Here is a 12126-nt window from a genome sequence, read left to right on the forward strand (position 1 = left end):
CCGGGCGCTTCCCTTCGGTGTTTCTTTTGTTCTTGCGTTTCCGACTCTATCAGACTCTTTCGTGTCCGATTTCCTCGGTGCCTTTCCGGTTCCCGCTCCGGCCTTTCGGCTTTCGCGTTTCCCTTTCCGGCGGTTCCGACTCTATCAGATCCTTGCGGGCCTGACTCCCAGTCGAATGGGGTTGTCCTCGCGGCTGTTGGGCCGTTCCGACGAGTGAGACTTTAGCGGAATCCTGGCTCCCGAGCTAATCGGGGGCGTCCTTTCGAACGCCGATTCCTCATTTCGCAAATACGCATGAAAGCGGGCCGAAGGCGAGTCCCAAGAGGGCGCACGACATCGATCGCTTGAAGGGTTCTTGCGGAATGGCCGCCCGGGGACCGACCAAGTGGTCGACGCTCACGTCGGGCAACTCGGAGAACACTACGTAGACCCCCAGGGAGTGTCAACTCCCTGACGCGCGGTCCCCCGGGGACTACTCTGGGCGGCATGACAACGCACGCGTACACCCAGCTGTGGTGGGCCGCCTGACGGCGGCCGTACATACGCGTGTACTCAAACGGCCGCCGCTTCGGCGGCCGTTCTCGTCTCTCCCCCTGGGGGACCCGGAACCCGGTCGTCGGGCCGGCGGTCCCGAGCAGGAGGCGGAGAGATGACGAGGATCTTCAGCGGGGTCAAGCCGACGGGGCACCTGACCCTGGGGAACTACCTGGGGGCCGTCCGGCAGTGGGCCGAGGTCGACCAGTACCGCGCCGAATCGCTGTTCAGCGTCGTGGACCTGCACGCCCTGACGGTGGAGCACGATCCCGGCCGGGTGCGCAGGCTCAGCAGGCAGGCGGCGACGCTGCTGCTCGCGTCGGGGATCGATCCCGAGCAGGCCACCGTGTTCGTACAGAGTCATGTCGACGAGCACGCGCGGCTCTCGTATCTGCTGGAGTGCGTCGCCACCGACGGTGAGATGCGGCGGATGATCCAGTACAAGGAGAAGTCCGTGCGGGAGCGGGCGCGGGGCGGGAGCGTGCGGCTGTCCCTGCTCACCTATCCCGTGCTGATGGCGGCGGACATCCTGGCGTACCGGGCCGACGAGGTGCCGGTCGGTGAGGATCAGACGCAGCACGTCGAGCTGACGCGGGATCTGGCGGTGCGGTTCAACCAGCGGTACGGACAGACGTTCGTAGTACCGCGGGCCACGCCGCCCAAGGTGGCGGCGCGGGTCATGGATCTCCAGGACCCGACGTCGAAGATGGGCAAGTCCCACGAGGCCGGGGGCGGGATCGTCTATCTGCTGGACGAGCCCGATGTCGTACGGAAGAAGATCCTGCGGGCGGTCACGGACAGCGGGAGCGAGGTCGTGTTCGACCGGGAGGCGAAGCCGGGGGTCTCGAATCTGCTGGAGATCCTCGCGGCTTGCCGGGGCGGGAACCCGGAAGCGCTGAGCGGGGCGTACGAGTCGTACGGCGCGCTGAAGAGCGAGACCGCCGAGGCCGTGGTGGAGCTGCTCAGGCCCGTGCAGGAGCGGCACAAGGAACTGATGGCGGACCCGGCGTATGTGGAGGAGGTGTTGCGGCGGGGGGCCGAGCGGGCCAGGGGGATGGCCAGGCCGACGGTGGACGGTGCCTATCGGGCGGTCGGGCTGCTGCCCCCGGCGTGACCTGCCCGCCCCCTCGCCGGGGTCGCGTCAGCTGGTGCCGGAGGCGAGTTCGCGGCTGCGGTCCCTGGCCGCCTCCAGGGCCGCGATGAGCGCCGCGCGGACGCCGTGGTTCTCCAGCTCGCGGATCGCGTTGATGGTCGTGCCGGCGGGAGACGTGACGTTCTCGCGGAGCTTCACCGGGTGCTCACCGCTGTCGCGGAGCATCACGGAGGCGCCGACCGCCGCCTGGACGATCAGGTCGTGGGCCTTGTCGCGGGGCAGGCCGAGCAGGATGCCCGCGTCGGTCATGGCCTCGACGAGGAAGTAGAAGTAGGCCGGGCCCGAGCCGGACAGGGCCGTGCAGGCGTCCTGCTGGGTCTCGGGGACCCGGAGCGTCTTGCCGACGGCGCCGAAGATGTCCTCGGCGTGGGCGAGCGCCTCGGCCGTGGCGTGGCTGCCCGCGGAGATGACGGACATGCCCTCGTCGACGAGGACGGGGGTGTTCGGCATGACGCGGACCACGGGGGTCCTGTCGGCCAGGCGCTCTTCGATGAAGGCGGTGGTGATGCCGGCGGCGGCGCTGATGACGAGGCGGTCGGCGGTGACGTGCGGGGCGAGTTCGTCGAGCAGCCTCGCCATGTCCTGGGGCTTGCAGGCGAGGATGAGGGTGTCGGCCTGCTTGGCGGCGTCGGCGTTGCTGACGGGGGTGACGCCGTAGCGGGTGCGGAGTTCCTCGGCGCGTTCCTGGCGGCGGGTGGTGACCAGGAGGTCGGCGGGCGCCCAGCCACCGCGGATCATGCCGCTGAGCAGGGCCTCGCCGATCTTTCCGGTGCCGAGGACTGCGACTTTCTGGCTCGTGGTGCGGCTCATGAGTGGGGCCCTCCGGGGTTGCGTCGTCCTGGGGGCCATCCTCGCATCGGGGTGTGCCGGGGAGGGGGCGCGTCCGGTGGGCGGACGGGGTGGTGGGGGCGCGGTTCGTCGGGTTCAGGCCGTGCGGCGGCGGAGGGTCGCCGCGCCCAGGCCGAGGACCAGCAGGGCGCAGGTCGCGACGGTGATGGCGTCGCGTACGAAGTCGCCGGTGATGTCGGGGTGGCGCCGGACCTCGTTCATGCCGTCGACGGCGTACGACATGGGGAGGACGTTGGAGATCCACTCCAGGACCGGCTGCATGGCGGCGCGAGGCGCGAAGAGACCGCAGAGCAGGAGCTGGGGGAAGACCACCGCCGGCATGAACTGGACGGCCTGGAACTCGGACGCGGCGAACGCCGAGACGAACAGGCCGAGGGCGGTGCCGAGCAGGGCGTCGAGCAGGGCGACCAGGAGCAGCAGCCAGGCGGAGCCGGTGACGTTCAGGCCGAGGGCCCATAGGGCGAGGCCGGTGGCGAGGGCGGACTGGACGACGGCGAGGGTGCCGAAGGCGAGGGCGTAGCCGGCGATGAGGTCGCCCTTGCCGAGGGGCATGGCGAGGAGGCGTTCGAGGGTGCCTGAGGTGCGTTCGCGGAGGGTGGCGATCGAGGTCACCAGGAACATCGTGATGAGGGGGAAGATGCCGAGGAGGGAGGCGCCGATGGAGTCGAAGGTGCGGGGGTCGCCGTCGAAGACGTAGCGCAGGAGGAGCAGCATCACGCAGGGGACGAGGATCATCAGCGCGATGGAGCGCGGGTCGTGGCGGAGCTGGCGCAGGACGCGGGCGGCGGTGGCGAAGGTGCGGTGCGGGTTCATTGGGGGCTCGCGGTGGGGGCCGGTGGGCGGGCCGTCGCCTCGTCCACGAGGTGGAGGAAGGCCGCTTCGACGGTGTCGGCGCGGGTGCGGGTGCGCAGCGCTTCGGGCGTGTCGTCCGCGAGGATCTCGCCCTCTCTCATGAGGAGGAGGCGGTGGCAGCGTTCGGCCTCGTCCATGACGTGGGAGGAGACGAGGATCGTGGCGCCGCGTTCGGCGGCGATGTCGTGGAAGAGGTTCCACAGGTCGCGGCGGAGTACGGGGTCGAGGCCTACGGTCGGCTCGTCGAGTACGAGGAGTTCGGGGGTGCCGAGGAGCGCGACCGCGAGGGATACGCGGCTGCGCTGGCCGCCGGAGAGGTTGCCGGCGAGGGAACCGGCGTGCGAGGCCAGGTCGACGTCGTCGATGGCGCGGGCCACGTGGTCGCGGCGGCGGGCCGCGGCGGGGCCCCGGCCGGGGTCGAGGACGGCGGCGAAGTACTCCAGGTTCTGGCGGACGGTCAGGTCGTCGTAGACGGAGGGGTCCTGGGTGACGTATCCGATGCGGGAGCGCAGGGCGGGGGCGCCCGCGGGGTGGTCGAGGACGCGCAGGGTGCCGGTGACGTTGGCCTGGGTTCCGACGATGGCGCGCATGAGGGTGGACTTGCCGCAGCCGGACGGGCCGAGGAGCCCGGTGATCCGGCCTCGCGGGACGGTGAAGTGGAGGCCCCGCAGGACGGTGCGGGGGCCGCGGACCGCGGTGAGGTCGGCGGCCAGGATGGCGGGGGGTGTTCTGCCGGTGCCGCTGGGAGGGGGCGTGGCGGGGGGGCCGAGGGCCGGGGGCTCTTTATTCATCATGTGATGAATAATCCTCCGGGGTGGCTCGGGCGTCAAGGTGCGACCGGGGCCGGGGCCGAAGTCCTCGGAGGCCCGGCGTGTCCCGCCACGCCCTAGGGCTTGCGCCTTTTGCGGGAAGGGTTGCCCGTTCGGCGCGACGTGCGCTTCGCGTGCTGGGCGCGGGCCGTCTCGTACTCCTCGCGGTGGAGTCGCTCTCCGGGGGCCTCCCGCAGGGAGCGGAAGAAGTAGGCCAGCAGGGCGCCGATGAAGCCGATGGTCAGCAGGCCGCGCAGCTGCGCCTGCGACGCCGGGTCGTGGCGCTTGGTGAACCCCTCCCACGTGCGGCGGAAGGCGATCGCGCTACAGATCGCGAACATCACGACCACGAGCAGGTTCACGAACGTGCCCACGTCCGCGATGGCCAGGCCCTCGTAGGCGAACCGCAGTACGAAGCAGCCCGCGGCCGCCGCGAGCAGCGAGCCGGCGGCGACACCGGCCCGGCGCACGCCGTAGCCGCCGTCGTGGGCGAGCCACGTCGTCCCGAAGAAGCGGATCGGTTCGGGCTGTGGACCGGGGGTGGTGGGTTCTTCGCTCACCGTTTGATTATCGCCGTGGCGAAAACCGGGCAGGGCGGCGCGCCCTATTCGTCCCCCTCCTTGTCCTGCCCCACCACCCGGCGGCTACTTTGGGCGGCGTACGGCGTCACGCGCGGAGCGTGAAGGCGTAGGGCCTGGCGGGCAATCACGGGGAGGTCGGGACAGTGTCACTCCGTGGAGGAGATCCGGAGGAGATCGGCGGTTATCCGCTGGAGGCGCGGCTCGGCTCGGGCGGCATGGGCACCGTCTTCCTGGCGCGTACGGCGTCGGGGCGGCCCGTCGCGATCAAGCTGATCCACCAGCAGTTCGCGGGCGACGAGGAGTTCCGGATCCGCTTCCGGCAGGAGGTGGCCGCGGCCCGGCGGGTCAGCGGTGCCTTCACCGCGGCCGTGATCGACGCCGACCCCGAGGCCGCGCACCCGTGGATGGCCACGACGTACATCGAGGGCCACACGCTCGCCCAGCGCATCGCCGAGCAGGGCCCGATCGGCGGCGCCGAGCTGCGTACGCTCGCCATCGGGCTCACGGAGGCGCTGCGCGACATCCACCGCGCGGGGGTCGTGCACCGGGACCTCAAGCCGTCCAACGTGGTCCTCTCCCCCGAGGGCCCGCGCGTCATCGACTTCGGCATCTCGCGCGCGGCGGACCAGCAGACGCTGACGATGACGGGGCGGGTGATCGGCACGCCGCCCTTCATGTCGCCGGAGCAGTTGCAGGCGCCGCGCGGGGTCGGGCCGCGCTCCGACGTGTTCTCGCTGGGCACGCTGCTCGTGTACGCGGCGACGGGGCAGGGGCCCTTCGACGCGGACAGTCCGTATATGACGGCGTATCAAGTGGTGCACGAGCCGCCCTCGCTGGGCTCGGTCCCGGCCGTGCTGCGGAAGGTCGTCGAGCCGTGTCTGGCGAAGGACCCCAAGGACCGGCCCTCGGCCGACGAACTCCTCGTCCGGCTGCGGGATCTGCCCACGGACCTTGGGGGCGCCGCGGCCGAGGGCGCCGCCGCGCGCCCCACGTGCGAGACGGACACGCAGCACCATCTGGCCGCGCAGGACACGCCCGCGCCGACCGTCCGGAAGCCTGCCGGTCCGGTGCGTCCCAAGCGCCGCCCCCGGCTGCGTCCCGTCCTCGCCGCCGCGGTCGCCGTCGCGGCGATCGGCGGTGGCGTCGCTCTGATGCGGACCGACGCCCCGGGCGAGCCGGGCGGCGCGGGGGACAAGGGCCGCAATGTGGCGGCGACCGGGGACCCGCTGCCGCGCGGGTTCGAGCCCTGGCGGAAGCAGGTGCGCGGTGGCCGGGCGGACATCCCGGACGAGCTGCGGTGCGAGGCGCGCGGGGACGCGCTGTTCTGCGGGGGCGGCGGTGTCGTGGCGTCCCGGCTGCGGATCGCCGACGGATCCCGCGTGTGGACCCGGAAGAGTCCGGGTGTGCCGGTCCAGGGCATGCACCTGGTGGGCGTCACCGGTGACACGGTTCTCGGCTACCGCTTCGCCGCCGAGGGCGCGCCCGACGGCGGCGCGACCGACGTGGTGGCGCTCGACGCCGACAAGGGCAAGGAGCTGTGGTCCGTGCGGTCCGGCTCCCAGTCGACGGCCGTGACGGGGCGGACGCAGGACGCCGTGGTGTCCGGCTCCCTCGTCGTGACGGTCGACGCCTCGAACTCCCGTTTGGAGGCCCGGCAGGCGCACAGCGGCCGCGTGGCCTGGACGACGCCCTTCCCCGCCGCCGCGGAGTGCGCCCCGCTCCCCGCGGAGGGACGGCTGTACGCGATGTGCGCGCCGCGCGCCGAGGTGGACGCCGGCGCGGTGCGCCACTCCGCGGTGTACGAGATCGGCCGCGGCTCGGGGAGGCTCGGCAGGGGTGTCCCCGTGCCGGGCCCCGTCCAACCGGTCGGCTCCGTCGACGGTGACGTCGTACTCCTGCGGCAGCGCGTGAAGGGTCCGGAGCTGCTCGGGTACGAGGGGGTGGCGCGGGTCGACACGGACGCGCGGAAGGTGTCGTACGCGCCGCTGCCGGCGCCGTACGAGGGGACTCCCGCGGTGGCGGGCGGCACCGTCTACATCACCGCGCGGACAGGTTTGGTCCGCGCGCTCGATCCGGCGACCGGCAAGCAGAAGTGGTCGCGGCATACGGGCCTCGAAGGGGCATCGGGTCCGGTCGCCGCGGACGGCACGCTGTACTTCAGCTCGGCCAGCGGTCGGGTGGCCGCCCTGCGCGAGCGCGGCGGGGCCAAGCTGTGGCACACCGATCCGCGGGCCGACGGCGTGTCCGGCGAGATGAACGCGAGTCCCCGGGTGACCGTCGCGGGCCGTGCGGCGGTCGTGACCGGCGCGGAGAACACGGTGTTCGCCTTCGACACGGCGAAGCCGCCGGAATCCGAGTGAGCCCGGCGGCTTCTGGGTGATCCCGGCAGCTCCGGAGGCCGTCAGCAGTGCGGGGCCACGTAACCGTCGCTGCCCGTGCGGACGTACGTATCGGAGATGTACCGCCCGCTGCCGATCCGGTCCCACAGCTTCGACGTGCCGGTCGGTCCTGTGACCGTCTCGCCCGGCTTCTGGCACTGGATGGTGACGCGGGCGCCCGCGCTGAGGCGGCCGACCTTGCGGTACGACGAGCCGGGACCGGAGCGGACGTTGACGTCCGCGGCGACCACGTAGGTTCTGCCGGCCAGCGCCTCGGCCTCGGTGCCTTCGGCGGTCTCCGGTGTGATGACGCTCTCGCTCATGGTGTCCCCCGTAACCGGCGGCGCGGGCCGCCCCTGGTGTGTTCCCCACCAAGGACGCGCCCGCGCCGCGAAAGGTTTCGGGTGTCAGCCGAACGCCTGATACCGGGTATCAGCCGAGCTTCGACACGTCGCGCACCGCGCCCTTGTCGGCGCTGGTCGCCATCGCCGCGTACGCGCGCAGGGCGGCCGAGACCTTGCGCTCACGGCCCTTGGGCTCGTACACACCACCGAGCGCGGCGCGGCGGCGGTCCAGCTCCGCGTCGTCGACGAGCAGCTCGATCGAGCGGTTCGGGATGTCGATGCGGATGCGGTCGCCGTCCTCGACGAGTGCGATCGTGCCGCCGGACGCCGCCTCGGGCGAGGCGTGGCCGATCGAGAGGCCCGACGTGCCTCCGGAGAAGCGGCCGTCGGTGACCAGGGCGCAGGCCTTGCCGAGACCGCGGCCCTTGAGGAAGGAGGTGGGGTAGAGCATCTCCTGCATGCCGGGGCCGCCCTTGGGGCCCTCGTAGCGGATGACGACCACGTCGCCTTCCTTCACGGCCTTGTTGAGGATCTTCTCGACGGCCTCTTCCTGCGACTCGCAGACGACCGCCGGGCCCTCGAACGTCCAGATCGACTCGTCGACGCCCGCGGTCTTCACCACGCAGCCGTCCACCGCGAGGTTGCCCTTGAGGACACCGAGGCCGCCGTCCTTGGAGTAGGCGTGGGCGACATCGCGGATGCAGCCGTTGGCGGCGTCCGTGTCGAGGGTGTCCCAGCGCTCGGACTGCGAGAAGGCCTCGGCGGAGCGCTTGCAGCCGGGTGCCGCGTGCCACAGCTCGACGGCCTCCTCGGCTGCGGAGCCCGAGCGGATGTCCCAGGTGTCCAGCCACTCCTTGATGGAGGGCGAGTGGACGGTGTGCACGTCCTCGTTGAGGAGGCCGCCGCGGTACAGCTCGCCGAGGAGGGCGGGGATGCCGCCGGCGCGGTGCACGTCCTCCATGTAGTACGTCGTCGTGGGCGCGGCGTTCGGCGCGACCTTGGCCAGGCAGGGGACGCGGCGCGAGACGGCGTCGATGTCGGTCAGGTCGTAGTCGACCTCGGCCTCGCGGGCGGCGGCGAGCAGGTGCAGGATCGTGTTCGTCGAGCCGCCCATGGCGATGTCCAGCGCCATGGCGTTCTCGAACGCGGCGTGCGTGGCGATGCTGCGCGGCAGGACGGAGGCGTCATCGCCGTCGTAGTACCGCTTGGTGATGTCGACGACCGTGGCGCCCGCGCGCTCGTACAGCTCCTTGCGGGCGGTGTGCGTGGCGAGGACCGAGCCGTTGCCCGGCAGGGAGAGGCCGATGGCCTCGGTCAGACAGTTCATGGAGTTGGCGGTGAACATGCCGGAACAGGAGCCGCAGGTCGGACAGGCGTTCTCCTCGATACGGAGGATGTCCTCGTCCGAGATGCTCTCGTCCACCGCGTCGCTGATCGCGTTGACCAGGTCGAGCTTGCGGACCGTGCCGTCGACGAGCGTGGTCTTGCCGGCCTCCATCGGGCCGCCGGAGACGAACACCGTCGGGATGTTGAGGCGCAGGGCGGCCATCAGCATGCCGGGGGTGATCTTGTCGCAGTTGGAGATGCAGATCAGGGCGTCGGCGCAGTGGGCCTCGACCATGTACTCCACGGAGTCGGCGATCAGGTCGCGCGAGGGCAGGGAGTACAGCATTCCGCCGTGGCCCATCGCGATGCCGTCGTCCACCGCGATGGTGTTGAACTCGCGGGGGATGCCGCCGGCCTCGCGGATCGCCTCGGAGACGATGCGGCCGACGGGCTGGAGGTGGGTGTGGCCGGGCACGAACTCCGTGAAGGAGTTGGCCACGGCGATGATCGGCTTCCGCCCGATGTCGGCCCCGGGTACACCGGAGGCGCGCATAAGGGCGCGGGCGCCCGCCATGTTGCGGCCGTGGGTGACTGTGCGGGACCTTAGCTCGGGCATCGTCGCTCGCTCCTCCGTAAGAGATGGGGCTGCTGTCGAGCGTACGCCGAGGCTCCAGGATCCGGACAGGGTGTCCGAATCGCGGGACGCCTGTCTCACGCTTCCGGGGCTTGCGGCTCACGCTTCCGGGGCTTGCGCCTCGGGCCCGCTCGACGGTGCGGGTCCCCTCGACTGTGCGGGCCGCCGGCTCACGCCCCCGTCAGATGCCCCTGCACCACCGGCGCCACCCGGGCCACGATCTGCTCCATGTCCGCCGAGGCCAGCGGCTCGACCTTGATCACGTAACGCAGCATGGCGATGCCGACCAGCTGCGCGGCCGCCAGTTCGGCGCGCAGTTCGGCGTCCGGCAGTTCGAGGCGGCGCGCGATGCGGCCGAGGAGCTGGGCGGCGATGAGGCGGCGGAAGACGGCGGCGGCCGTGTCGTTGTTCACCGCGGAGCGCACGATGGCGAGCAGCGGGGCGCGCGTGGCGGGGTTCTCCCAGACGCCGAGGACGAAGCGGGTCAGCCGCTCGCCCACGCCGTCGAGCGGGCCCTCCTCCACGGTGGCGGGCGCTTCCAGCGCGGGCGCGAAGGCGACCGTGATGGCCGCCTCGAACACCTGCTCCTTCGTACCGAAGTAGTGGTGCACGAGCGCCGGGTCCACCGCGGCGGCCTTGGCGATGCCGCGTACGGACGTCTTCTCGTATCCCCGTTCGGAGAATTCGTCGCGGGCTGCCTGGAGGATGCGGTCGCGCGTCGCGGGCCCGGTCTCCGACCGCGTACGGGACGGGCGGCCCCGGCGGCGTGGGGCGGCGGCCCCCGAGGGGGCGCCGGACGTCATGAGCGGGGCACCTTCACCGCCGACGCGAGGTGCAGCCGAGTGAAGGCGAGGGCCTCGGCGAGGTCGGCCTCGCGCTCGGCGCTGGACATCGCGCGCCGCGTATTGACCTCGATGACGACATGGCCGTCGAAGCCGGTGGCCGCGAGGCGTTCGAGCAGCTCGGCGCAGGGCTGGGTGCCGCGGCCGGGGACGAGGTGTTCGTCCTTGGCGGAGCCCTTGCCGTCGGCGAGGTGGACGTGGCCGAGCCGGTCGCCCATGCGGTCGATCATCTGCATCGCGTCCGTGCGGGCGGTCGCGGTGTGCGAGAGGTCGACGGTGAAGTGGCGGTAGTCGTCCTTGGTGACGTCCCAGTCGGGGGCGTACGCGAGCATCTCGCGGTCGCGGTAGCGCCAGGGGTACATGTTCTCGACGGCGAAGCGCACGTCCGTCTCCTCGGCCATCCGCCAGATTCCGTCGACGAAGTCGCGTGCGTAGCCCCGCTGCCAGCGGAACGGCGGGTGCACCACGACGGTGGTCGCGTCCAGCTTCTCGGCGGCGGCCCTGGCGCGCTGGAGCTTGACCCACGGGTCGGTGGACCAGACGCGCTGGGTGATCAGCAGGCAGGGCGCGTGGACGGCCAGGATCGGGATCTGGTGGTAGTCGCTCAGTCTGCGCAGGGCCTCGATGTCCTGGCTGACGGGGTCGGTCCACACCATGACCTCGACGCCGTCGTAGCCCAGACGCGCGGCGATCTCGAAGGCCGTCGCCGTCGACTCCGGATAGACCGAGGCCGTCGACAGGGCGACCTTCGCATCCGGGATGCGCACCACTGGTTCTGCCACGAGGGACAGGGTACGGGCCGTGCCCCGGCGCCGGGGAGGTGGCCTCGTGCGGCCCCGGTCACGGCGCCGGGGAGGTGGCCTCATGGGCCCCCGGTCACGGCGCCGGGGGCAGGTGGTCGAGCCGCCGCAGGATCACGCCCTCGCGCAGCGCCCAGGGGCAGATCTCCACGCTCTCGCACCCGAAGAGGTCCAGCGCGCCCTCCGCGACGAGCGCCCCGGCGAGCAGCTGTCCGGCCCGCCCCTCGGAGACGCCGGGCAGCTCGGCGCGCTCGCGCGTGGTCATCGCGGCGAGCCGTGGCACCCAGTCCTCCAGGGACTTGTGCTTCAGTTCGCGCTGGATGTGCGGGCCCTCCGCCGAGCGGGCCGCGCCGGCCAGGCGGGCGAGCTGCTTGAACGTCTTCGACGTCGCCACGATGTGGTCGGGGGTGCCGAAGCGGGCGAACTCCCCGACCGTGCGGGCGATCTGGGCGCGCACGTGCCGCCGCAGCGCCTTCACGTCCGCGGGGTCCGCCGGGTCGGAGGGCAGCCAGGCGGACGTGAGACGCCCGGCGCCGAGCGGCAGACTGACCGCGCAGTCCGGCTCCTCGTCCATGCCGTACGCGATCTCCAGCGACCCGCCGCCGATGTCCAGGACGAGCAGCTTGCCCGCGGACCAGCCGAACCAGCGCCGGGCGGCGAGGAACGTGAGCCTGGCCTCGTCCTCGCCGGACAGCACCTGGAGGTCGACGCCGGTCTCCTCTCTGACCCGGGCCAGCACCTCGTCGGCGTTGGTCGCCTCGCGCACCGCGGAGGTGGCGAACGGCAGCATCTCCTCCACGCCCTTGTCCTCGGCGGCCTCCGCCGCCTCGCGGACGGTGGCGACCAGCCGGTCGACGCCCTGGGGGCCGATCGCCCCGGCGGGGTCGAGGAGTTGGGCCAGGCGCAGGTCGGCCTTGTGGGAGTGCGCGGGCAGGGGGCACGCGCCGGGATGGGCGTCGACCACGAGCAGATGCACCGTGTTCGACCCCACGTCGAGGACACCGAGTCTCATGTACGGAACGCT

Annotated in this window: 11 protein-coding genes; 2 read left to right on the plus strand and 9 right to left on the minus strand. The window is 72.0% G+C overall.

Going from position 1 to position 12126, the window contains the following annotated elements:
* The first annotated feature begins 649 nt into the window (after window positions 1–649).
* Window positions 650–1648, plus strand: a complete 999-nt coding sequence (trpS, locus tag IG54_RS0119540) for a tryptophan--tRNA ligase (RefSeq protein WP_030785592.1) — start codon at window positions 650–652, stop codon at window positions 1646–1648.
* A gap of 27 nt (window positions 1649–1675) precedes the next feature.
* Here trpS and proC read toward each other — a convergent pair whose 3' ends face one another.
* The 4 genes from proC to IG54_RS0119560 form a co-directional block, all read right to left on the minus strand.
* The gene (gene proC, locus IG54_RS0119545) at window positions 1676–2497 is read right to left on the minus strand and encodes a pyrroline-5-carboxylate reductase (protein WP_030785594.1); all 822 of its coding nucleotides are present in this window, start codon (window positions 2495–2497) and stop codon (window positions 1676–1678) included.
* 114 nt (window positions 2498–2611) lie between these two features.
* Window positions 2612–3349 (minus strand): ABC transporter permease, encoded by a 738-nt coding sequence (locus tag IG54_RS0119550; protein WP_030785596.1) that lies wholly within the window; start codon window positions 3347–3349, stop codon window positions 2612–2614.
* A complete protein-coding gene (locus tag IG54_RS0119555; RefSeq protein ID WP_030785597.1) occupies window positions 3346–4182 on the minus strand; it encodes an ABC transporter ATP-binding protein in 837 nt (278 codons plus the stop codon). Before IG54_RS0119555 ends, IG54_RS0119550 begins: the two co-directional genes overlap by 4 nt.
* A 92-nt stretch (window positions 4183–4274) precedes the next feature.
* On the minus strand, window positions 4275–4757 hold the full coding sequence (locus tag IG54_RS0119560) for a hypothetical protein (RefSeq protein WP_030785600.1): 483 nt from the start codon (window positions 4755–4757) through the stop codon (window positions 4275–4277).
* Between the two features lie 164 nt (window positions 4758–4921).
* Between IG54_RS0119560 and IG54_RS0119565 the strand changes: the two genes are divergently transcribed.
* On the plus strand, window positions 4922–7138 hold the full coding sequence (locus IG54_RS0119565; RefSeq protein WP_030785601.1) for a protein kinase domain-containing protein: 2217 nt from the start codon (window positions 4922–4924) through the stop codon (window positions 7136–7138).
* A gap of 41 nt (window positions 7139–7179) precedes the next feature.
* On the opposite strand, the gene IG54_RS0119570 is transcribed toward IG54_RS0119565, so the two are convergent.
* From IG54_RS0119570 to IG54_RS0119590, 5 genes are all read right to left on the minus strand, one after another.
* The gene (locus IG54_RS0119570) at window positions 7180–7479 is read right to left on the minus strand and encodes an SH3 domain-containing protein (RefSeq protein WP_030785603.1); all 300 of its coding nucleotides are present in this window, start codon (window positions 7477–7479) and stop codon (window positions 7180–7182) included.
* A gap of 109 nt (window positions 7480–7588) precedes the next feature.
* The gene (gene ilvD, locus IG54_RS0119575) at window positions 7589–9442 is read right to left on the minus strand and encodes a dihydroxy-acid dehydratase (protein WP_030785605.1); all 1854 of its coding nucleotides are present in this window, start codon (window positions 9440–9442) and stop codon (window positions 7589–7591) included.
* Between the two features lie 188 nt (window positions 9443–9630).
* A complete protein-coding gene (locus IG54_RS0119580; protein WP_030785607.1) occupies window positions 9631–10263 on the minus strand; it encodes a TetR/AcrR family transcriptional regulator in 633 nt (210 codons plus the stop codon).
* Window positions 10260–11084 (minus strand): sugar phosphate isomerase/epimerase family protein, encoded by an 825-nt coding sequence (locus IG54_RS0119585; protein ID WP_030785609.1) that lies wholly within the window; start codon window positions 11082–11084, stop codon window positions 10260–10262. Before IG54_RS0119585 ends, IG54_RS0119580 begins: the two co-directional genes overlap by 4 nt.
* Before the next feature lie 94 nt (window positions 11085–11178).
* The gene (locus IG54_RS0119590) at window positions 11179–12114 is read right to left on the minus strand and encodes a Ppx/GppA phosphatase family protein (RefSeq protein WP_030785612.1); all 936 of its coding nucleotides are present in this window, start codon (window positions 12112–12114) and stop codon (window positions 11179–11181) included.
* Between the last annotated feature and the right edge of the window lie 12 nt (window positions 12115–12126).

The organism is Streptomyces sp. NRRL S-920 (assembly GCF_000717945.1).
GTDB classification, from domain to species: Bacteria; Actinomycetota; Actinomycetes; order Streptomycetales; family Streptomycetaceae; genus Streptomyces; species Streptomyces alboniger.

Coding starts and splice junctions, on each gene's coding strand:
- trpS (WP_030785592.1), top strand. CDS start 650: ATGACGAGGATCTTCAGCGGGGTCAAGCCGACGGGGCACCTGACCCTG.
- proC (WP_030785594.1), bottom strand. CDS start 2,497: ATGAGCCGCACCACGAGCCAGAAAGTCGCAGTCCTCGGCACCGGAAAG.
- IG54_RS0119550 (WP_030785596.1), bottom strand. CDS start 3,349: ATGAACCCGCACCGCACCTTCGCCACCGCCGCCCGCGTCCTGCGCCAG.
- IG54_RS0119555 (WP_030785597.1), bottom strand. CDS start 4,182: ATGATGAATAAAGAGCCCCCGGCCCTCGGCCCCCCCGCCACGCCCCCT.
- IG54_RS0119570 (WP_030785603.1), bottom strand. CDS start 7,479: ATGAGCGAGAGCGTCATCACACCGGAGACCGCCGAAGGCACCGAGGCC.
- ilvD (WP_030785605.1), bottom strand. CDS start 9,442: ATGCCCGAGCTAAGGTCCCGCACAGTCACCCACGGCCGCAACATGGCG.
- IG54_RS0119580 (WP_030785607.1), bottom strand. CDS start 10,263: ATGACGTCCGGCGCCCCCTCGGGGGCCGCCGCCCCACGCCGCCGGGGC.
- IG54_RS0119590 (WP_030785612.1), bottom strand. CDS start 12,114: ATGAGACTCGGTGTCCTCGACGTGGGGTCGAACACGGTGCATCTGCTC.